The 19,147-nt window shown below is 67.6% G+C and carries 20 protein-coding genes; 8 read left to right on the top strand and 12 right to left on the bottom strand.

Annotated features, from left to right (window positions below):
* Together sufB and JT689_RS03465 are read right to left on the bottom strand one after the other, a co-directional pair.
* A complete protein-coding gene (gene sufB, locus JT689_RS03470) occupies window positions 1-1,425 on the bottom strand; it encodes a Fe-S cluster assembly protein SufB (RefSeq protein WP_010902348.1) in 1,425 nt (474 codons plus the stop codon).
* A gap of 36 nt (window positions 1,426-1,461) precedes the next feature.
* Window positions 1,462-2,388, bottom strand: coding sequence for an ABC transporter ATP-binding protein (locus JT689_RS03465; RefSeq protein WP_205251537.1), 927 nt, complete (start codon window positions 2,386-2,388; stop codon window positions 1,462-1,464).
* Between the two features lie 301 nt (window positions 2,389-2,689).
* Between JT689_RS03465 and JT689_RS03460 the strand changes: the two genes are divergently transcribed.
* Complete coding sequence (locus tag JT689_RS03460; protein ID WP_205251536.1) at window positions 2,690-3,433, top strand: SDR family oxidoreductase; 744 nt, start codon at window positions 2,690-2,692, stop codon at window positions 3,431-3,433.
* A 15-nt stretch (window positions 3,434-3,448) separates the two neighbouring features.
* Here JT689_RS03460 and JT689_RS03455 read toward each other — a convergent pair whose 3' ends face one another.
* Window positions 3,449-6,154: a DNA-directed DNA polymerase gene (locus tag JT689_RS03455; protein WP_205251535.1), complete on the bottom strand. Its 2,706-nt coding sequence runs from the start codon at window positions 6,152-6,154 to the stop codon at window positions 3,449-3,451.
* Window positions 6,155-6,267: 113 nt separating this feature from the next.
* Here JT689_RS03455 and JT689_RS03450 point away from each other — a divergent pair, with 113 nt between their 5' ends.
* Genes JT689_RS03450 through JT689_RS03440 form a run of 3 tightly spaced genes read left to right on the top strand, consistent with a single transcriptional unit; the run spans window position 6,268 to window position 7,229 of the window.
* A complete protein-coding gene (locus JT689_RS03450) occupies window positions 6,268-6,453 on the top strand; it encodes a hypothetical protein (RefSeq protein WP_010902344.1) in 186 nt (61 codons plus the stop codon).
* A gap of 40 nt (window positions 6,454-6,493) precedes the next feature.
* Window positions 6,494-6,775, top strand: a complete 282-nt coding sequence (locus JT689_RS03445) for a hypothetical protein (RefSeq protein WP_136361093.1) — start codon at window positions 6,494-6,496, stop codon at window positions 6,773-6,775.
* 25 nt (window positions 6,776-6,800) lie between these two features.
* On the top strand, window positions 6,801-7,229 hold the full coding sequence (locus tag JT689_RS03440) for a hypothetical protein (RefSeq protein WP_205251534.1): 429 nt from the start codon (window positions 6,801-6,803) through the stop codon (window positions 7,227-7,229).
* On the opposite strand, the gene JT689_RS03435 is transcribed toward JT689_RS03440, so the two are convergent.
* From JT689_RS03435 to JT689_RS03420, 4 genes are read right to left on the bottom strand one after another with little or no spacing between them, the layout of a single operon-like run.
* Complete coding sequence (locus tag JT689_RS03435) at window positions 7,217-7,468, bottom strand: hypothetical protein (protein WP_010902342.1); 252 nt, start codon at window positions 7,466-7,468, stop codon at window positions 7,217-7,219. The two genes, JT689_RS03440 and JT689_RS03435, sit on opposite strands and share 13 nt — an antisense overlap.
* Window positions 7,469-7,519: 51 nt before the next feature.
* Window positions 7,520-10,171 (bottom strand): DNA double-strand break repair ATPase Rad50, encoded by a 2,652-nt coding sequence (gene rad50, locus JT689_RS03430; RefSeq protein ID WP_205251533.1) that lies wholly within the window; start codon window positions 10,169-10,171, stop codon window positions 7,520-7,522.
* Window positions 10,168-11,331 carry a DNA double-strand break repair protein Mre11 gene (gene mre11, locus JT689_RS03425; protein ID WP_205251532.1) on the bottom strand — a complete coding sequence of 388 codons (1,164 nt, stop codon included), beginning with the start codon at window positions 11,329-11,331 and terminating at the stop codon, window positions 10,168-10,170. The genes rad50 and mre11 overlap by 4 nt, the downstream gene beginning before the upstream one ends.
* Before the next feature lie 57 nt (window positions 11,332-11,388).
* Window positions 11,389-11,619, bottom strand: a complete 231-nt coding sequence (locus JT689_RS03420) for a helix-turn-helix domain-containing protein (protein ID WP_205251531.1) — start codon at window positions 11,617-11,619, stop codon at window positions 11,389-11,391.
* Window positions 11,620-11,825: 206 nt separating this feature from the next.
* Between JT689_RS03420 and JT689_RS03415 the strand changes: the two genes are divergently transcribed.
* Window positions 11,826-13,046: a proteasome-activating nucleotidase gene (locus tag JT689_RS03415; RefSeq protein ID WP_012289167.1), complete on the top strand. Its 1,221-nt coding sequence runs from the start codon at window positions 11,826-11,828 to the stop codon at window positions 13,044-13,046.
* A 43-nt stretch (window positions 13,047-13,089) separates the two neighbouring features.
* Here JT689_RS03415 and JT689_RS03410 read toward each other — a convergent pair whose 3' ends face one another.
* Window positions 13,090-13,227 carry a hypothetical protein gene (locus JT689_RS03410; RefSeq protein WP_010902337.1) on the bottom strand — a complete coding sequence of 46 codons (138 nt, stop codon included), beginning with the start codon at window positions 13,225-13,227 and terminating at the stop codon, window positions 13,090-13,092.
* A gap of 49 nt (window positions 13,228-13,276) precedes the next feature.
* The gene (locus tag JT689_RS03405; RefSeq protein ID WP_010902336.1) at window positions 13,277-13,474 is read right to left on the bottom strand and encodes a DUF5800 family protein; all 198 of its coding nucleotides are present in this window, start codon (window positions 13,472-13,474) and stop codon (window positions 13,277-13,279) included.
* A 68-nt stretch (window positions 13,475-13,542) separates the two neighbouring features.
* Between JT689_RS03405 and JT689_RS03400 the strand changes: the two genes are divergently transcribed.
* Both JT689_RS03400 and JT689_RS03395 read left to right on the top strand, forming a co-directional pair.
* The gene (locus JT689_RS03400; RefSeq protein WP_205251530.1) at window positions 13,543-14,415 is read left to right on the top strand and encodes a polymer-forming cytoskeletal protein; all 873 of its coding nucleotides are present in this window, start codon (window positions 13,543-13,545) and stop codon (window positions 14,413-14,415) included.
* Between the two features lie 50 nt (window positions 14,416-14,465).
* Entirely contained in the window at window positions 14,466-14,672 is a 207-nt protein-coding gene (locus JT689_RS03395; protein ID WP_205251529.1) for a hypothetical protein, read from the top strand.
* A 71-nt stretch (window positions 14,673-14,743) separates the two neighbouring features.
* Here JT689_RS03395 and JT689_RS03390 read toward each other — a convergent pair whose 3' ends face one another.
* The gene (locus JT689_RS03390; RefSeq protein WP_205251528.1) at window positions 14,744-15,850 is read right to left on the bottom strand and encodes a hemolysin family protein; all 1,107 of its coding nucleotides are present in this window, start codon (window positions 15,848-15,850) and stop codon (window positions 14,744-14,746) included.
* A 110-nt stretch (window positions 15,851-15,960) separates the two neighbouring features.
* Between JT689_RS03390 and JT689_RS03385 the strand changes: the two genes are divergently transcribed.
* Complete coding sequence (locus JT689_RS03385; protein ID WP_205251527.1) at window positions 15,961-17,142, top strand: redox-regulated ATPase YchF; 1,182 nt, start codon at window positions 15,961-15,963, stop codon at window positions 17,140-17,142.
* Here JT689_RS03385 and JT689_RS03380 read toward each other — a convergent pair.
* Both JT689_RS03380 and JT689_RS03375 read right to left on the bottom strand, forming a co-directional pair.
* Window positions 17,139-17,927, bottom strand: coding sequence for a class I SAM-dependent methyltransferase (locus tag JT689_RS03380; RefSeq protein ID WP_205251526.1), 789 nt, complete (start codon window positions 17,925-17,927; stop codon window positions 17,139-17,141). The two genes, JT689_RS03385 and JT689_RS03380, sit on opposite strands and share 4 nt — an antisense overlap.
* A 64-nt stretch (window positions 17,928-17,991) precedes the next feature.
* On the bottom strand, window positions 17,992-19,113 hold the full coding sequence (locus JT689_RS03375; RefSeq protein WP_205251525.1) for an aminotransferase class I/II-fold pyridoxal phosphate-dependent enzyme: 1,122 nt from the start codon (window positions 19,111-19,113) through the stop codon (window positions 17,992-17,994).
* Window positions 19,114-19,147: the final 34 nt, after the last annotated feature.

Here is a 19,147-nt window from a genome sequence, read left to right as displayed (position 1 = left end):
TTAACCGAGCGAACCCTCCATCTCCAGCTCGATGAGGCGGTTCAGTTCGACCGCGTACTCAATCGGCAGTTCTTCGGTGATCGGCTCGATGAACCCGGAGACGATCATCTGCTTTGCGTCGTCGTCGTCGAGACCACGGCTCTGGAGGTAGAAGACGTCCTCGTCGCCGATCTTCCCGACGGTCGCCTCGTGTGCCACGTCGACTTTCGACTCGTTGATCTCCATGTACGGCATGGTGTCGCTGGTGGAGTCGTTGTCGAACATCAGCGCGTCACACTCGACGTTGGTCTTCGAGTCCTCGGCGCCGTCGGCGATGTGAACGAGGCCGCGGTAGTTCGTGCGGCCGCCGTCTTTCGCGATGGACTTCGATTCGATGGTGGAGCTCGTGTCCGGGGCGTTGTGATAGACTTTCGCGCCGGTGTCGATGTCCTGGCCGTCGCCGGCGAACGCGATCGTGATGTGGTTGTCCGTCGCGCCGCGACCCTTGAGGATCGTCGACGGGTACAGCATCGTGGCCTTCGACCCCATGCTGCCGGAGACCCACTCCATCGTGCCGTTCCCCTCGACGACCGCGCGCTTGGTGTTGAGGTTGAACGTGTTCTTCGACCAGTTCTGCACGGTCGAATACTGCACGTGGGCGTCCTCGCCGACGAACACTTCGACGCCGCCGGAGTGGAGGTTGTGGCTGCCGTACTTGGGCGCCGAGCAGCCCTCGATGTAGTGGACTTCCGAGCCCTCCTCGGCGATGATGAGGGTGTGCTCGAACTGGCCCATGCCCTCGGAGTTCATCCGGAAGTACGCCTGCACGGGCATGTTCACGGTGACGTCCTCGGGCACGTAGACGAAGCTGCCGCCGGACCACACCGCGCCGTGCAGCGCCGCGAACTTGTTGTCGCTCGGCGGCACGCAGCTCGTCATGAAGTGCTCTTTGACCAGCTCGGGGTACTCCTGAACGGCCTCGTCCATGTTGCAGAAGACGACGCCCTTCTCCTCCCAGCGCTCCTGCATGTTCTGGTAGACGACCTCGGACTCGTACTGGGCGCCCACGCCGGAGAGCGCGTTGCGCTCCGCCTCGGGGATGCCCAGCTGTTCGAAGGTGTCCTGGATCTCGTCGGGGAGGTCCTCCCATTCGTCGGCGCCCGAGCGCTTGTCGACGTCCGGGCGGATGTACGGGACGATCTCCTCGATGTCGAGTTCGGTGAGGTCCGGCTGGCCGGGCCAGTCGGTCGGCATCGGCATCTTCGTGTACTGTTCGAGCGCACGGAGGCGGCGGTCGAGCATCCAGTCGGGCTCGTCTTTGTCCTCGGAGATGACGCGGATCGTCTCCTCGGTCAGGCCCTTCTCGGATTCGAACGCGGAGTTCTCCTCCTTTTTGAACTCGAAGCGCGCCTCGGTGTCAGTGTCTTGTATGTCTTCGGAACTCATGTGGTGTGTGTGGTTGCGTTGCGTGTCTGGGCGGCGTTACGCGGTCTCGTAGACCTGATCGCGAACCCAGTCGTACCCCTCGTCTTCGAGCTTCTCGGCGAGCTCGGCGTCACCCTCCATGACGACTTCGCCGTCGAGCATGATGTGGACGCGGTCGGGCTCGACGTAATCGAGGATGCGCTGGTAGTGCGTGATCTGGAGGATGCCGGTGTCCTGCTCGTCGCGGAGCGCGTTGATGCCCGTCGAAACGTCCTGGAGGCGGTCGATGTCGAGCCCGGAGTCGATCTCGTCGAGCACGGCGATCGAGGGCTCCAGGATGGCGGCCTGGAGGACTTCGTTTTGCTTTTTCTCGCCGCCGGAGAAGCCCGCGTTCAGGTAGCGGTTGGCGAACTTCTCGTCCATGTCCAGGGTCTCCATTTTCTCCGAGAGGATCTCCTGGAAGTCCGCGACGCCGATCTCGCCGTCGTCGGCCGGCCCCTCCATGGGGGAGGTCTCGTAGCCGGCGTCCTCGTCATCGTCGGTGGCGTCGTCGGCGTCCTCGTCGTCATCCTCGAAGAGGAGTTCCTCGCGCTCGTCGAGCTTCGCGTTGAGCGCTGTGCGAAGGAAGTTCACGAGGGTGACGCCCTCGATCTCTGCGGGATACTGGAACGCAAGGAAGATACCGAGCGCGGCGCGCTCGTTCGGCTCCAGGCCGAGCAGATCGAAGGTTCGGTCGTCGGCGGGGAGCTCTTCGGCACCGTCGAAGTCGTCGTCTTCGATGGTGAACAGGACTTCCCCGTCGGTGACGTCGTAGGCCGGGTGGCCGGCGATGATCTTTGCGGTGGTGGATTTCCCGGAGCCGTTGGGACCCATGAGGGCGTGGATCTCGCCGGACGGGATTTCGAGGTCGACACCGTCGAGAATTTTCTCCCCACCGTCCTCTGCGACTTCGGCGTGTACGTCTTTGAGCTCAAGCGTAGCCATTGATTAGGTCATCCTAAACGAAGTGGGTCAGCATCATAATAGTTGCGGAGTTCACCGTAACTGCTTTTGCTAACATAAAATAGAGTTTTTGATTTACTAAAAACGGCGTCGTGTGGCGAGCTGACCGCAGCGTCGTCTACAGCGTGTCTCGGGAGCCGACACACGCGCCGGGATCGCCTGGCGAGCCCGCCCACATGGGGGGCGGTATCACTGCGGGAGCGGTGTGGGTTGGCGTACGCTGCTATGCGGCAGGAACCCTGGCAGGAGAAACTGTCAAGGCCCGCGCCCGGGATGAACGCATATGGAAACGGCTCCGCTCGACGGCGACGTCGCCGTCATCACTGGCGCATCGAGTGGCATCGGGGAAGCAACCGCACACGCGCTCGCCGAGAACGGCGCGACGGTCGTGCTCGCCGCGCGCAGCGAAGAGACGCTCACCGAGATCGCGGACACGATCACGGCAACGTACGACACTGCCGCCCACGCCGTGCCCACCGACGTCACCGACCGGGCGGCCGTCGACGCGCTCGTCGAGACGGCCGTCGAGGAGTACGGCAGCCTGGATCTCCTCGTCAACAACGCCGGGCTCGCGCGCGGCGACGACGTCGCGGCCCTCACCGACGACGAGTACCGTCAGATGATGGCCGTGAACTGCGACGGCATGTTCTACGCCACCCGGGCGGCGCTCCCGCACCTCACCGACGCCGACGGCACCATCGTTTTCCTGGGTAGTTTCGCGGGGCAGTACCCCCGCCCCAGCAACCCCGTCTACGCCGCGACCAAATGGTGGACGCGCGGGTTCGCCCACAGCGTCGAGGCACGCTACGGCGACGACGGCCTTGGTGTCACCGTAGTCAACCCCACGGAGGTGCGAACCCGGTTCAACGAGGAGGACGGCACCGCCTTCGAGGAGGCCTACGACGAAGCCGAGGTGTCCCGGCCGACCGACATCGCCGACGCCATCGCGTTCGCGGCGACCCAGAGTGCGCCCACGGTGGCGAGCGAGATCGACATGTACCGCCAGGACAAGTTCTCGGAGTTCTAGCTGGGGCCCAGCGGGCTACGTGAACTGGCCCAGCCCGGTCTGCGTTTGGCCGGATTTCACCTCGTCCCAGGAGAGATCAAGCGCCTCGAGGATGCGCTCGATGGGGCCTTTGAGCGTCTTATCGAGCATCTTGTCGTAGTCGACGACGAACGTGTCCGGGATCTGGTCGGCGTACTCGTAACAGATCACGTCGGGATCCCGGCGGAACTCGCGGTAGCGGTCGCTCGTGCTCGTGTCGATGCCCTGTTCGTCTTCGACGTGACCCCAGAAGTCCGGATGCACTTTCGCGAGGTAGAGTCGCTTGGGCTTGGACCCGCGGTCGAAGTTCGTGCCCAACAGCAGGTTGGCGTACTTCGCGCCACGCACCTGGGCGGTGTCCGTCTCGTAGTTGTCCAGTCGTTTGCCGATGCCGCCCGGGATACCGATGTCGTCCAGATCCGCATCCCCCTCCTGGAACTCCTCGATGACGCCGTGGACGTACTCCTCGACGGCGTCCACGTCGCCCTCCCGCACCACGAGGTCGATGACCTCCTTCTGGACGCGCTTCGTGATCGGCGCGATGTCCGAGCGCTGGTACTCGAAGCCCGTGATGTCGACGTCGTCGACGTCCTTGCCCTCCTTCCAGACGATGTGGCCGGCGTAGCGCTTCTTCTTGCCGGCCTGGAAGAACCGCCGGTAGAGCTTCTCGAACTCGATCTGGAAGCGGTGGTCGTCGGCGTGCAGTTGCTCGCGAGCGAACTCGTCGTAGGCGGCGTTGATGTGGTCCTCGATGTCGAACGACTCCGCGATGGCCTCCGCTTTCGTCATGTCGTCGCCGAGTTCGAGCATGACGCTGTCGGTGTCGCCGTACGCGACCTCGTAGCCGAACTCCTCGGCGGCCTGCTCGGTGAAGTCGATGACCTCGCGGTTCGTGGAGGTGACGCCCGCGCTCATCGCGCGGTCGTAGAGCCGGAAGCGGTCCCAGCCGAACACGCCGTAGAGGCTGTTCATGATGACCTTCACGGCGGCCTGCTGGCGGTCGTAGCGCTCGTAGTCCTCGCTGTCCGGCTCGTGGTCGTCGCGGCGTGCTTTCTTCTCCTCGCGCTCGGTGAGGAGTTCATCGACCATCTCCCGGATGATGCCGTCGGGTTCCTTCCGGAAGTGGACGCCCGTCGGCGTCCGGTAGGTGTCGCCGTCGAACTCCTCGGGGTCGACTTTGGTCTCCGGGCTGGCGTTGATGGTCACCATCGACATCGGGTAGAGGCTCTTCAGGTCCAGCACGGAGACGTTCTCCCGAACGCCAGTGATGGGGTCGAAGACCGCGCCGCCCTCGAACTCCTCGGCGTCCTGTTGGCCTTTCGACGGCAACACGAAGTTCCCGAACGCCTTGTGCAGGACGTACATGTCCACCGCGTCCCCGGGGGTCGTGGCGTCCTCCAGTTTGCAGCCCACGAGCTTGCGGGCTTCGTCCCAGAACGCCACGATGGACTGCTTGCGGTCGATTTCCACGCAGAGCTCGACGTCCCGGAGGTTGTACTCCAGGAGGCGCTCGGGGTCGTCCTCCCAGAGGTCGCCGATATCCCCGGGGTAGCGCTCTTTGCCGACGCCCAGCTCCTGTTCGCCGACGGCGTCCAGCCGGTAGGAGTCCAGCTCCGAGTATTTCGTGCGCTGGTAGGCGTACAGCAGGTCGAAGACCACCCGTCCTTTCACGTTCGGGCCGCCCCAGCCGGACGTCCAGACTTCGCTGACGCGGGAGAGGCGGTCGGAGTCGAGGTCGTGGTCGGTTCGTGGGTCGAGTTCGTCCAGCCGGTCGATGAGGTAGGGGGCGTCGAAGTCGTCGAAGTTCCAGCCCGTGAGCACGTCGGGGTTGGTATCCTCGATGTACGAGAGGAACGCGTCGTGCATGGCTTCCTCGGTGTCGAACACGCGCACGTCGATGTCGGCGTCGTCGGTCAGTGGGTCGTAGCCCGGGACCGCTGTGGGGGCGTCGACCGTCGCGTCCGGGGCGGCGTACAGCCACGCGACGTATTCGTCGCGGTAGGAGTCGTGGCTGGTCAGACAGACCACGGGCTCCTCGCCGTCCTCGGGGAAGCCGTTGCGGTCGTTGACTTCGATGTCGAAGGTGTTCACGCGAAGGGTCGCGGCGACCTCACAGGCCGCGATTTCGTCGTGGTGGACGTAGAGCGCGCCGTCGTCGGCGCGCCGGGCGGGCACCCTGACGCCGTCGGTGATGTCCTTGTCGATGAGCAGGCGGTTCGGGAACAGGATGTCGGCCTCGTAGTGATCGAACGCGTCACGGATGTTCCCGACGTCGCGGGGCGTCCGGCCGAAGATCTTCGTCAGCGCTTCGCCCCGGATGGATTCGTAGCCGTCCTCGGTGCCGGTGATGACGTCGTCGGTGAGGTCGTCTTCGGAGAGCGTGGCCGTCGGTGCGTAGAAGTACGGTCGAAAGCCGTGCACGCGGACGTGTTCGGCCTCGTCGTCGGTCGTGCGGCCGAAGACGTGGAGGACGGGGCGCTCGCGGTCGCCCGAGCCCTCGATCGTGTAATCGACCTGTGTGACCATCAGTTCGACCTCGCCGGTGGCGTCGGGCAGCGCGTCCGCTTCCGCCGTCAGCACCTCGTTGACGACGGGGTCGGCGTCGCCGGCGACGACCGCGGCTTCTTCCTGGATCGCGTCCTCCCCGGGGTCGTCTGCCCCGTCGCTCTCGTGCATGAACTCGGAGAGCTCGGTGTTTCCCATTGGGTTGGGGTTCGTCCGTCCGGCCTAAAAGCTCGCCCTTCGGAGCGGCAGAATCCGACGGGGGGAAAACAGTTATCCCATGTGGTCCACTACCACAGACCGAGGTGACAGAGATGACAGACCACGCAGCGGGCGACCGGAATCACCGCAACGACGTCCCACAGCTGCCCGAGGGCAACGACCCACGCGACAGCGTCGAGGCCTACGATGCCGACGAGGGGGTCGTACTCTACGACGCGGAGAATCCGCTCGCGTGGCTCAAAGGCACACACGCGGTGTGCCTCGGCGACGCCCTGTAGAACCGATAACGCTTTGCTCGCACCACCCACAGTGTGTGGCGTGCTCGACGACGTTCCGTTCGCCGACGAGGAGTCCGAGGCCGAACAGGACCTCGCCCCCGACATCGAGATCCCGGACGGCTCGGCGGCCGATCCAACCCTCCAGCGGAAGTTCTGGTCGCTGGTGTTGGTGTTCAACGCGGCCGTGTTGGCGGGCAGCGTCGGGGCGATGATCGCGTGGTTCAACGGCAACTGGGGGACCGGCGGCCCGCTGCTGGCCGCCGCCGTGATCCTGTCCGTCTACGGCGGATACAAATACCGCGTCTACACACGGAAGGACTAACGCCGTCGCCCTCCTTCCGTGGGGTGTGCAGACGGTTCGAGACACCGATGGGCGGCGCTGGATACGCATCGCGGACCACGGCGAACAGAGCAGGGTACGGGACCCAACGACCGGCGAGGAGACCACGGTGCCCAGCGAGACACTCACACCGACGAGTGACGACGCCGTGTTCGAGGCGCTCGCGGACCGCGTTCCGGCCGCCGGCCGCCGGGTCGCGAAGGCGTGTCACGCGGACTGGCAACTCGGACTGCTGGTGGCGCTGGCCGACGATGGCCCGCGCCCGGTTCGGAAACTACTGGCGGCGGCGGGCGTCTGCGAGAGCGATTTCCTCGGTGCGACCACCGAGCTCCGGGCGGCCGGCGTGCTCGCGGAGACGACGGTGGCCGGTCAGCGCGCCTACGAGCTCACGGCGGCCGGCCGCGAGGGGATCGGCGCGCTCCGTCACGCGGAGTGACCGCGCCGGCTGTGGTGGTAGCCGGTTGCGGCGAGCACGGAGACGGAGACGGCAGCCGTGCCGACGCCAAACGCCCACAGGAGTGGGGTTGACGCGGTTATCCCGACAGCACCGAGAACGATCGCAAGCACCGCCAGCACGCCGCCGAGCTGCAGCATCCGGTGCACCGGCGTGTGTCGGCCGTGCTCACCTGTCCGCGACTCGGTTTCGTTTGCAGAAGCGTCCGCCGGTTCTGGCATATGGACGCCCTGGGCCTGGATCCATTAGAGGGTTCGGGAACCCCTCTGATATCATATGTGTTCGGGGGTGGACACACGGGACCGGTTCGACGTGGCGTCTTTCGCGACCCGCACCACGTCGTCAGCGGCCGCCACCAGCTCGTCGTCGTGGCTCACGACCACGATCTGCTCGACGCCGAGCCGTCGCATCGACTCCACCAGTTCCACGAGCTGCGAGACGTGCCCGGAGTCGAGGAACACAGTCGGTTCGTCCAGGATCAGCGGCGGGAGAGGGGCGTCGCCGTCGATCCCCTCAGCCAGCAGCCGGTAGACGGCAGTGCGCAGGCTGAGGTTGAACAGCGCGCGCTCGCCCCCCGAGAGCTGCGCGGGCTCCAGGGGCTCGCCGTCCTTCTGGTAGACGGTGAGCTCGTACTCGCCGGACAGCTCGATGCGGGCGTAGGAGTCGTTCTGATAGACCAACTCGAAGGTCTCGTTCAGGAGGCGTTCGAGCTTCGAGACGTTCTGTTGGCGCAGCTCCGCCCGCAACTCCCCGTACATCGTCTCGAGCGCGGTCACCTCGTCGTGGACCGCCTGGAGGTCCTGGTGGCGTGACTGCACGCGCTCGTGCTCCTCGCGCAGCGACTCCAGCTCCGCGATGGCGTTCTCCGCAGCGCCGATCTTCGCCTGGAGGTCGTCGCGGTCCTCGCGCAGCGCCTGGAGTTTCGGTTCGACCTGTTCGAGGTAGTCCTCGGCGCGGTCCTTGTCGGCGCGCGCTGTCTCGATGCGGTCCGCATCGAACTCGCTGTCCAGCGTACGCTTGCGCTCGCGCAGCTCCGAGAGGCGGTCCCGGCGCTGCTCGTTCTGGGCGGCCAGTGCCGCGCGCTTCTCGGCCAGCCGCTGGGCGGCTTCGCGGGCGTCGGCGGCCGCTTCGAGGCGGTCGACGAGATCCGCAAGCGCGTCCAGTCGCTCCTTGAGGGCGGTCTGGTCGGCGTTCAGCGCCGCCAGCGTCTCGCGCTTCTCGTCGGCCGCATCACGCTTGGCCGCGGCGTCCGCACGGGCGTCCTCGGCCTCGGCGTCGAGGTCCGCGGCGCGGTCGCGCTTTTCGGCGGCCTGGTCGCGTTTCGCGTCCGCGATGTCGGCCTGCTCGTCGCGGCGCTCGACGGCGCGCTCGCGTTGCTGTTCGAGGTCGTCGACCCGGTCTTCGGCGGCCACCAGTGATTCGCCGCGGTCGACGCGCTGGGCCACCGCGTCGAGTTCGTCCTCGACGTCCGCCAACTCGGCGTCGAGCTCGGCGACGCGCTCGCGATCGTCGGTGACACGCTCGACGTGGGGTGCCCCCTCGACCGGCTGTCCGCATTCGGGGCATTTCCCCTCGTCGAGCAGCGCCTCAGCCTCGGCGACGCGGTCGGCAGCGGACTGCCGGTCGGCGCGGAGCGTCGCCGCCCGCTCGCGCAGTTCGTCGCGTTCGGCCGCCGCGTCGTCGAGGAACGCCTCGGCGTCCCCGAACGCGACCGGCGCGTCGTCGAAAGCCGCCATCGCCGCCTCGATGTCGGCGTCCAACGCCTCGATGCGGGCGGCGGCGTCGTCGCGTTTCGCCGCTGCGTCGTCGGCCTCGGCGTCGAGGGCTGCGGCCTCTTCGCGCAGCGTCTCGGCGCGCTCGTCGAGGGTGGCGGCGTCGTCGGCGGCGCTGTCGGCCTGCTCGGTGAGCCGGGAGACAGCCGGTGCGACCTCGCGCACCCGTTCGGCGACCGCCTCCCGCTGGTCGGCAACGGCGTCGCGCTCCGCGCTGGCGTCCTCGGCGTCCGGATCGTCGAGCCCGAGATCGGCCGCGAGCGCCGCTGCCTCGTCGTCGAGATCGCTGGCGCGCTCGCGGTGATCGCTGACGCGGTCGGCGAGCGTCTCCCGTTCGCGTTCGGCCTCGGCGACGGCCTCGCGGACGTCGGCGATCGTCTCCTCGACGTCCGCGAGCGCCGTGCGTGACTCCTCGTAGCGCTCCAGGACGTCCGCGGCGTCGTCGCGGGTCTGCCTGGCCTGCTCGCGTTCGGTCTCGAAATGCTCGATGTCGGCGGTGACCTCGGCGAGCGCGGTGTTGTGGCTCGCCAGCCGGTCGTGGGGGTCGGCGGCCTCCTTGTCAGCGATCTGGTCGGCGAGCCTGTCGAGTTGCCCCTCGACGTTGCTCTTGACGTCCTCGACGCCGAGGCGGGCGTCGCCGGCGCGCTGGCGGTACTCCTCGAGTTTCCCCAACTGGAGGAGCGCGTCGATCATGTCCTGGCGCGTGCTCGGGGCGGCGTTGATGAGCTTGTTCACCTCGCCCTGGCGGACGTACGCGCAGTTCACGAACGCCTCGGCGTCCATGCGCAACAGCCCCGAGATGTGGGCTTCGACGTCGGTGACGCCGTCGATCCGGTCGGTCGGAGTCTCCAGCACACAGGCGGCGGTCTGGGCGCGCCCGCCGGACGCACGGATCCGGCGGTGGACGTGGTAGTCGCCGCCGGCGTGCTCGAAGTGGAGGTCGATCTCGGCCGTCTCCGCGCCGATCGTCACGGCGTCAGCGAGGGTCGTGTCGAGGGCGGTGGTGCCGTACAGCGCGAAAAAGCAGGCGTCGAGCAGGCTGGACTTGCCGCTGCCGTTCAGCCCGTGGATGACGGTCACGCCGGGGTCCAGGGAGACGGCGGCGTCCGCGTAGCATTTGAAGTTCGACAGGGAGAGGCGCGTGAACCTCATTGGCACTCCTCCACGGTGGTGGGCCGGCCGTCGTCGTCCGCCGCGTCGGCGTCGTCGTCCAGCACAGCCTCTGCGCGCTGTATCACGCGCTCTCGGACGGCTGCGTCGGCCAGCGTGTCGTCACGCACGATCCGGTCGACATCGCGGGCCGGCTCGTCCAGCCCCAGATCGCGGACGCGCTGCTCGACGGCGTCGTCGGGGTCGGCGAACGACACGTCCACGTCGGGGGCGTCGTCGCCGGTGTCGAACTCCCGGCGGTCGTTGACGCGCGTGAGGAGTGCGCCACGATCGTCGCCGAAGCGCTCGATCTCGGCGGGCGTGACCGTGTCGCCGTCGCCCGTGATCGTGACGACCACGACGGCGTCGTCGAGGGCGCGCTCGCGCAGCCGCTCCTGGATGAACGCCGTGCCGTCCGTGGGGCCGAGGTCGGCGTCCACGAACACGAACTCGCGGGTGTTGAGCGACTTCCGAGAGATGGCAACGTCGGTGGTGGCGTCGCTGCTGAACGAGACGATGTTGTAGCCTCGGGGGTCGCGTTCGCTGGCGCTGGCGCGCTCCGTGGAGCCACAGTACGTCACCCACGTGTCCCCGAGTTGCGCGGTGTCCGGGGTGTGGTTGTCGCCCAGCAGGACGGCGTCGAACTCCACCGTGGCGTCGGCCAGCACCGCGTCCAGGTCCCAGTTGGCGTACTGGAACGGCGTGAACAGACCGTGGGAGACGAGCGCGGCGTGGTCGGCGTCGTGGTCGGCGACGGTGTAGTCGTGGTCGTCGCGCTTGGACTGGGGGACGTAGTCGAGGCCGTAGAAGGCGGTATCCGCGACCACGCGTGGCGAGTCGTCGAGGCGCTCGGCGAGGCCGAGTGTCTCGAAGAGATCCAGCCACTGGGCGTCGCGGGTGCCTTCGTGGTTTCCGACGACAGCGAGAAACGGGATGTCGGCGTCCTGGAGCGGGCGCAGCAGGGCGATCGTGTCCAGGATGTCCCGGAGCCCGGGCTGGCGGTCGTGGTAGAGGTCGCCGGCGTGCACCACGGCGTCGACGCCCTCGTCGATGGCGTCCGTAATGACGGCGTCGAAGGCGTCGAGGAAGTCCTGTCGCCGCTGGGGGGCGTGGTACTGTTGGTATCCGAGGTGGGTGTCCCCCGTGTGGATGACGCGAGCCATACACCTGGCGTGGGGTGGCGGGGCGGAGAAAGCTTCGGTGCGTGTGTGGCGGCGGTGTCAGGTCAGGGTGTAGAGGCGTTTGCGGGCGTCGGTGAACGAGAACCGCGAGGAGACGATGTCGTGGTCTTCGAGGCGCGTGAGCGCGTATCTGACGGTGCGGTCCGGGAGCAGTGTCTTCTCGGCGAGCTCCCGCTGTGAGAGGGTGTCGTTGTATTCGAGGACCTTGGCGACGAGCTTCGCGCTCGGCGGGAGGGATTCGAGTGCGTCCGCCGTCTCGGTGGGGCTCATACCCACCAGTATCGAATGCGCCGTATTAATCCTTTTGCTATATTTGATGCGCTACGGTAATTCAACGACGGGGTGGCTGCGTCGGTCACGGGGGATGGATTCACCCCCAACGACCGGCTGTGACTGTCTCGCGCGTGCGGTTTCGAACCCCCACACAGGTTGGGTCACCCGAAGCCTCTTATGAACTAACACCCTACTCAGTGGTGATGACCGATACCGTCGAGGACGTGGAGCTCCCCTACGACGACAGCGCCTCACAACAGGACAAACTGGAGGCGCTAGAGGAGCAACTCTCTACCCTCGAAGAGGAGAACGAGGAGATGCGAGACCGGCTGCTTGATGCCAACGCAGAGAACAACAAATACCAGCAGAAGCTCGAACGCCTCTCACACGAGAACAAGAAGCTCAAGCAGTCGCCGCTGTTCATCGCGACTGTCCAGGAGCTCACCGACGAGGGGGCCGTGATCAAACAGCACGGCAACAACCAGGAAGCGCTCACTGAGGTCACGGACGAGCTGCGTGCCACCCTCGAACCGGGCTCGCGGGTCGCGGTCAACAACTCGCTGTCCGTCGTCCGCCAACTGGACGACGAGGCAGACGTGCGGGCTCGTGTCATGGAAGTCGATGACTCCCCCGACGTGGGCTACGAGGACATCGGCGGCCTCGACGACCAGCTCCGGGAAGTCCGGGAGACAGTCGAGCTTCCGATGAAAGACCCCGGCCTGTTCGAGACCGTGGGCATCAACCCGCCGAGCGGCGTGTTGTTGCACGGGCCGCCCGGCACGGGCAAGACGCTGATGGCGAAGGCCGTCGCCAGCCAGACGGACGCCAGCTTCATCAAGATGGCCGGCAGCGAGCTCGTGCACAAGTTCATCGGCGAGGGCGCGAAGCTCGTGCGCGATCTCTTCCAGGTCGCCCGCGACCACGAGCCCGCCGTCGTGTTCATCGACGAGATCGACGCCATCGCCTCGAAGCGCACGGACTCGAAGACCAGCGGGGACGCCGAGGTCCAGCGCACGATGATGCAGTTGCTCTCGGAGATGGACGGCTTCGACGAGCGCGGCGACATCCGCATCATCGCCGCCACCAACCGCTTCGACATGCTCGACCGCGCGATCCTGCGGCCCGGCCGCTTCGACCGCCTCATCGAGGTCCCCCACCCGAACGTGGGCGGCCGCGAGAAGATCTTCCGCATCCACACGCGGGCGATGAACGTCGCCGACAGCGTCGACTTCGGCGAGCTCGCCGCCGACACCGGGGACCTCTCCGGTGCGGACGTGAAAGCGATCTGTACGGAAGCCGGGATGTTCGCCATCCGCGACGACCGCACGGAGGTCCGGATGCAGGACTTCCAGTCGGCGCGCGAGAAACTCGATCAGGACTCCGAGCCCGCCGCCGCCACGGACGTCTCCCGGACGTTCGCGTAGTCGGCAGGCGATTCGGGAGCCGTTTTTCAGCGATCCTGGCGCGTTACAGCGCTGTGAACGCCAGGTACGGCACGCCGAACAGCACCGCCGTCATCACCACCAGAACAAGCGCGTAGCTGACAGCCGTCCCGAGCGCTGTCCGCCACGCGTCGTGATCGAACGCATCGAGCGCGTCGCTCATACCGACACGTCGCGGTGCCACGTCCTAAGCGTTGTCATCACCGCGCCGGTCAGTCGAGGATGTCACCGATCCGGCGCGGCTCCCCGGACAGCGTCGGGTTCGGTTCGACGAGCTTGAGCAGGTCGTGGTCGGTGACGTCGTGGTAGTCGGACTGCGTGGCGTCCTCGATGAGGGGTTTCTCCAGGCGGAACTCGGTGCCCTCGTACACCACGTCGACGCCGTCGTCTGCAACCGAGAGGGAGGTCATGACTGATGGTACGTGTGCAGAGACTAAACCCCGTCGTCTGACTGTCGTCCGACGGTCTCGCGGGGTTTATGCCGATGCGACGACTGGACTGCGGTGTGCTCGGCCCGACCCCGATCGACCAGTTACACATCCCGGACGGCACCACGGTCAAGGAGCACGACGTGGTCGCCGACAGTGACGTGCTGATCGGGGCGCAGTCGCAGCTCCGGCTCGGGGTGCGGGGCCACAACGTCGTTGCAGGCGAACGGGTGTCCGTCGACGGCGACATCGAGGCGGCGGGCGACTGCCGGCTGGACATGTGGTGTGAGGTCACCGGCAACGTGCTCGTTGAAGGCGACGCCTACGTGGGTGAACGCACCCACATCACGGAGCGGCTGGTCGTCGGTGGCGACCTCGACATCGGCGACGACGTCGACATCGAGGAGGGGTTCGAGGCGTCGGGCTGGATCGTCATCCGGAACCCGATGCCCACCCTCACGTTCTTCGTCATGTACCTCACGCACCTCCTCCGGCTCGGCGAGGCGGAGGACGCCCAGGAACTCGTCGAGGAGCTGGCGGCCGACGGCGACCGCGGCCCCCTCACGATCCCGCAGTCGGCCAGCGTCTCCGACGACGCCTGGCGCGTCTCCACGCCGGCGACCATCGGCGACGACTGCCGGCTGCACGGCAACATCCGGGCGACCGAGATCGACGTCGGGCGCGGGAACAACGTCTTCGGGAGCCTGCGCGCCCAGAACGACGTGACGGTTGGCGCGGGCACGAAGATCCACGGCGACGTGACCACCCGGAACGGGAGCGTCCACGTCCAGGGGGACGCGGTCGTCCTCGGCGACGTCTCCGGCCACGACGTCACCATCGACGAGGCCGCGGACGTCGACGGCGTCATCCGCGCCCGCGGCGAGATGCGGCTTGGGAGTGTTGCCGACCGGGACGCCGAGTGACGCGCCCGGACCGTCAGGTTTCTTGATTGGTCCGCGACCATCCAGCAGTGATGCCCTCCCCCGACGATGACGGTGCGGCGGACCAGTCGTTGAACGGTGACCACGGGCCGCCGTGGCTGGGCGTCCGCCTGCTCCCCTCGGCGGTGCTCGCGTGGCTCGGCGTACTCGCGTTGCTCACCGGAGTTCACGGCGTCTGGTGGATGCTCGGCGAGCCGACCCCCGCGTACGCCGGGTACGGCGTTCCGAGTCTGCTGTGAGACAGCGCGCTCGTGTTCGTCGGCGTCTACTTCCTCACAGTGGCCGTCGGGAGCGCTGCCGCCCGGCTGGATTAGGACTGTGACTTCTCGGCCGCCTCGTCGTAGGGGTCTTCGACCTCGCCGGTGATCGCTTCCAGCACGTCGGTGATCGTGACCATGCCAACGACGGCGCCCGTGTCGGGGTCGGTGACGAACGCGAGTTCCTGACGTTCGGCCTGGAAGCGGTCGATGGCCGCACTGACAGCGATGTCGGCGTCGAAGACCAGCGGCGGGTGCGCGACGTCTTCGAGGGCGAGCGTGCCGTCCCGGAGGTCGTCGAGGTCCCGGAAGACCTCGGGGAGGTAGACGACACCCCGGAAGTCATCCATCGATTCGCCGACCAGCGGGTACCGGACGTGGGGGCTGTCGGCCATCCGGTCGAGGTTCGTCTCCAGGTCGTCGGTCGTGGAGACGGCGACGACCTCGTCGACCGGAACGGCTTCATCGCCGACGGGGATGCGGTCGATGTCGAGCGCGCCGATGACTTCCTCACGGCGCTCGTCGGGAATCTCCGTTCCACTGAGCAGGTCGCCCATCTGGCTCCGGAGGTCGGAGCGGCCGTCGATGGTCGGCTCGCCTTCAGCCTCTTCTTCGGTCCACGAGCGCGTCATCTCGACGCCCACGAGAGAGAGAATCGCCTTGGCGATGCGGTCACCGGCGCGAATGATGGGGGACATGGTCCGCGTCCACCAGTAGTGGAGTGGGGCACAGTAGTGCGCGACCGTCTTCGCGCGCTCGACGCCGAGGTAAGTGGGTGCCTGCTCGGCGAGCACGAGGTGGGCGACGTTCATGACGGCGAGAGCCACCAGCACGGAGAGCGTCGCGATGGACCCCGCGCCGAAGCCCACGAACTCGAAAACGGGTGTGAACAACACTGCGAGCGCGGGCTCGGCGACGACCCCCAGCCCGACCGAGCAGACGGTGATGCCGAGCTGGCAGCCTGTCAGGTAGATTTCGAGGCGGTCGGTCATCTCCCACGCCCGGCGGAGCCCTGCCGTCTCCTGGAACGCCGACTCGTCGAACTGTCGGACGCGAGTGAGCGCGAACTCGGTCGCGACGAAGAAGCCGTTGCCGGCGAGGAGGGCGATGCCGCCGAAGATGCGTAGCGCGGTCACCGGCGTGATTTCGCCAGTAGACATATCGGCAGCATGACGAACGCCGTGCAAAGAAGTGTCGGATTCGATACAGCGGACGGACGGCGGGACCCCAACCGAAAAACGCTTTCCGACGCTGGAGCAACGGTGATGGTATGCTCTCTATCGCGCTTGCCGGGAAGCCGAACGCCGGCAAGTCGACGTTCTACACGGCGGCGACGCGGTCGGAGGTGGACGTGGCGAACTACCCGTTCACCACCATCGACGCGAACCGGGGCGTGACCCACGTGCGGACGGCGTGTCCGTGCCTGACCCGCGAGGAGCGCTGCGGCCACGAACACTGCCACGACGGGAAGCGCTACGTGCCGGTGGAGCTGCTGGACGTGGCGGGGTTGGTGCCGGGCGCCCACGAGGGCCGCGGGCTCGGCAACCAGTTCCTCGACGAGCTGTCGAACGCCGACGTCATCGTGAACGTCGTCGACGCCTCGGGCGCGACGAACGAGGAGGGCGAACCGGTCGAGATCGGGGACCACGACCCAGTCGAGGACATCGACTTCGTCGAAGAGGAGATGGATCTGTGGCTCGCGGGCATCGTCGAGGACAACTGGGAGAGCGTCGAGCGGGCGTCCCGGTCGCCGGGGTTCGACATCGAGACGGCCATCACGGAGATGATGACCGGCTTCGGCGCGAGCGAGTACCAGGTCGCGGCGGTCCTTCGGGAGTTCGACTATCCCGATGACCCCATCCAGTGGAGCGGCGAGGACCGCGAGGCGCTGGCCCGCGGTGTCCGCGAGCGCACGAAGCCCATCGTCGTCGTCGCGAACAAAGTCGACGTGGCACCCGAAGAGAACGTCCAACGGCTGCTCGACCTCGACAAGCCCGTGATTCCCGCGACGGCACAGGGCGAACTCGCGTTGCGGCGCGGTGCCGACGCGGGCTTCCTGGACTACGACCCCGGCGACGAGGACTTCGACATCACGGGCGACGTGGGCGACGACCAGCGGGAGGCCCTCGAAGCCCTCCGGGAGACGATGCAGGAGTACGGCGGCACGGGCATGCAGCGTGCGCTCGATTACGCTGTCTACGACCTGCTGGAGATGGTGACAGCGTTCCCCGTCCAGGACCAGTCGAAGTGGACCGACGCCACGGGCACCGTCCTCCCCGACGCCGTCCTGCTTGACGCGGGGTCGACGCCCGTTGACTTGGCGTACGCCGTGCACTCGGACATCGGCGACGGCTACCTGCACGCCGTCAACGCGAAGACCAACCGGGAGATCGGCGAGGACGACGAGCTCGGCGAGGGTGACGTGGTGAAGATCGTCTCCACGGCGAACTAAGCCGTGTCCGGGTGGCGCGCGATGAGCACGCCGCGATCGCCGGTCACGGTGAGAGTGCCGTCGGCGAAGCGCGCCCGGAACGCCCGTTCGAGCGCGGGTCCGGCTTCCGGGTCGAAGCCCGGCAGCGAGAGCACGTACGCGACCAGCGGCTCGGGGGCGTCGACCACGAGGGGGGCGTCGAGACGACGCCGCTCGACGGCGGCGAAGCGGTCGCGGAGCTGCGCCGCGCCGTTCTGAAGCGTGAACGGGCGCTCATCCGGCACGTCGCCGTGGTCGCGGGCGACAGCCCAGAGTTCGGTGAGCGCGTCGTCGCCGCTGGTCGCGGCGTGCAGTTCACCCGTCGGGGTCAGTACGCGGGCGATCTCGGCGAGCGCCTGCCGGCGGTCGGCGTCGCCGAGGTGCGCGAGCACGTGGTGGGCGGTGACGGCGTCGAACGTGTCCGCGGGATACGGGATGTCGCGGGCGTCCACGACGTCGAAGGTGAACTCGTGTGGGGCGTCCGCGAGCGCGTCCATCGCGTCAGCCGTCACGCCCTGGAACGCGTCGGTGACGGTGACGTCCCAGCCGTCGGGGACGCGGTCGGCGTTCGCGCCCCAGAACGCGCCGTGGCCGGCACCGAGCGAGAGCACCGCGGCGTCGGGGCCGAGATCGAGGTGGTCGAACAGCCACTCGTAGTGGGATCGCTCGCCGGTACCGAAGCGGGCGTCGAGCGCGCGTCGGGCGGCGAGCAGTCCGCCGTCGGCGTACTGCGCGGCGACCACGTCGTCGGCCTGCCAGTCGGTCATGGTGGTGGCGAGGAAGCGCGGTGCCTTCAGGCCGGCGGTGTAGGGGGGCGGCGGCGTGAGCGGGTTACTGGACGGCAGCCGTCGCCGCGCGCATCACGTCGATGGCGTCCCGCAGCGTCGCCATGTCCGTGGCGTACGAGATGCGGGCGGTGCCCGCGCCGTGGTCGCCGAACGCCGACCCGGGGACGACGACGACGCCGCGGTCGACGACCTCGTCGATCCAGCCGTCGGGCACCGTCGGCATCGCGTAGAACGCGCCCCCGGGAGTCGGGACGTCGAGACCCATGGCTTCGAGGCCGTCCAGCAGGACGTCCCGGCGCGCCTCGAAGGCCGCCACCATCTCGTCGACGACGCCTTGGGGGCCCGAGAGCGCGGCTTCGGCGGCGTACTGGGCGGGCGCGCTGGCACACGCCTGGACGTACTGGTGGACGCGAAGCATGCGCTCGGCGCGGCGCTCGCTGGCGGCGACCCAGCCCAGCCGCCAGCCGGTCATCGAGTACGTCTTCGAGCAGGCGTTCACCACGACGACGTTGTCGGTGTCGGCGAACTCCATCGGAGAGCGGTGTTCGCCCTCGAAGACGATGTGTTCGTAGACCTCGTCGCTGATGCAGAGCACGTCGTGTTCGTCGGCGATGCGCGCGAACGCGCGCATGTCGGCGGGCGACTGCACGGCACCGGTGGGGTTTGCCGGCGAGTTCACGACGAACGCGGCCGTATCGTCGGTGATATGGTCCTCGACGGTCCCGGGGGCCAGCGTGAGGTCGTCGCGCAGCGGCAATCCCACGGGGTTGCCGCCGGCCATGCGTGTGAGCGCGTCGTAGGAGACGAACCCGGGGTCTGGGAACAGCACGTCCTCGCCGGGGTCGACGTGGGCTTCCATGGCGAGGTGCAGCGCCTCGCTGCCGCCGGCCGTCGCGATGACGCCCGCCGGCGCGACGTCGACGCCCTGGTCGCGGGCGTGCTTCTCGACGATGGCGTCGACCAGCGCCGCCGTCCCGCGGTTGGACGTGTAGCCGTCGGCCGCGCCGGATTCGATGGCGTCGACCGCGGCCTGCCGGGCGTGGTCGGGCGTGGGGAAGTCGGGCTGGCCGAGGCCGAGGTTGATGGCGTCCTCGCCGGCCGCCTCGAACACCGCCCGGATGCCGCTGATCGAGACCTGGGCCACGCGGTCGGAGAACTCCGTCATACCACAGACGGGGGCGCGGTCCCTGATAACTGTT

It is taken from the genome of Halobacterium sp. GSL-19 (assembly GCF_016917855.1).
Lineage (GTDB): Archaea > Halobacteriota > Halobacteria > Halobacteriales > Halobacteriaceae > Halobacterium > Halobacterium salinarum.
The sequence above is the reverse complement of the archived record's forward strand: the minus strand, read 5'-3'. Positions and strand labels throughout refer to the sequence as shown.

Excerpts from the sequence above, each read along its gene's own strand:
- JT689_RS03385 (WP_205251527.1), top strand. The coding sequence starts at position 15,961 with ATGCTCTCTATCGCGCTTGCCGGGAAGCCGAACGCCGGCAAGTCGACG.
- JT689_RS03375 (WP_205251525.1), bottom strand. The coding sequence starts at position 19,113 with ATGACGGAGTTCTCCGACCGCGTGGCCCAGGTCTCGATCAGCGGCATC.
- JT689_RS03390 (WP_205251528.1), bottom strand. The coding sequence starts at position 15,850 with ATGTCTACTGGCGAAATCACGCCGGTGACCGCGCTACGCATCTTCGGC.
- JT689_RS03460 (WP_205251536.1), top strand. The coding sequence starts at position 2,690 with ATGGAAACGGCTCCGCTCGACGGCGACGTCGCCGTCATCACTGGCGCA.
- sufB (WP_010902348.1), bottom strand. The coding sequence starts at position 1,425 with ATGAGTTCCGAAGACATACAAGACACTGACACCGAGGCGCGCTTCGAG.
- JT689_RS03455 (WP_205251535.1), bottom strand. The coding sequence starts at position 6,154 with ATGGGAAACACCGAGCTCTCCGAGTTCATGCACGAGAGCGACGGGGCA.
- JT689_RS03450 (WP_010902344.1), top strand. The coding sequence starts at position 6,268 with ATGACAGACCACGCAGCGGGCGACCGGAATCACCGCAACGACGTCCCA.
- JT689_RS03405 (WP_010902336.1), bottom strand. The coding sequence starts at position 13,474 with ATGACCTCCCTCTCGGTTGCAGACGACGGCGTCGACGTGGTGTACGAG.
- rad50 (WP_205251533.1), bottom strand. The coding sequence starts at position 10,171 with ATGAGGTTCACGCGCCTCTCCCTGTCGAACTTCAAATGCTACGCGGAC.
- JT689_RS03410 (WP_010902337.1), bottom strand. The coding sequence starts at position 13,227 with ATGAGCGACGCGCTCGATGCGTTCGATCACGACGCGTGGCGGACAGCG.
- JT689_RS03435 (WP_010902342.1), bottom strand. The coding sequence starts at position 7,468 with ATGCCAGAACCGGCGGACGCTTCTGCAAACGAAACCGAGTCGCGGACA.
- JT689_RS03415 (WP_012289167.1), top strand. The coding sequence starts at position 11,826 with ATGACCGATACCGTCGAGGACGTGGAGCTCCCCTACGACGACAGCGCC.
- JT689_RS03380 (WP_205251526.1), bottom strand. The coding sequence starts at position 17,927 with ATGACCGACTGGCAGGCCGACGACGTGGTCGCCGCGCAGTACGCCGAC.
- JT689_RS03400 (WP_205251530.1), top strand. The coding sequence starts at position 13,543 with ATGCCGATGCGACGACTGGACTGCGGTGTGCTCGGCCCGACCCCGATC.
- JT689_RS03465 (WP_205251537.1), bottom strand. The coding sequence starts at position 2,388 with ATGGCTACGCTTGAGCTCAAAGACGTACACGCCGAAGTCGCAGAGGAC.
- JT689_RS03395 (WP_205251529.1), top strand. The coding sequence starts at position 14,466 with ATGCCCTCCCCCGACGATGACGGTGCGGCGGACCAGTCGTTGAACGGT.
- mre11 (WP_205251532.1), bottom strand. The coding sequence starts at position 11,331 with ATGGCTCGCGTCATCCACACGGGGGACACCCACCTCGGATACCAACAG.
- JT689_RS03420 (WP_205251531.1), bottom strand. The coding sequence starts at position 11,619 with ATGAGCCCCACCGAGACGGCGGACGCACTCGAATCCCTCCCGCCGAGC.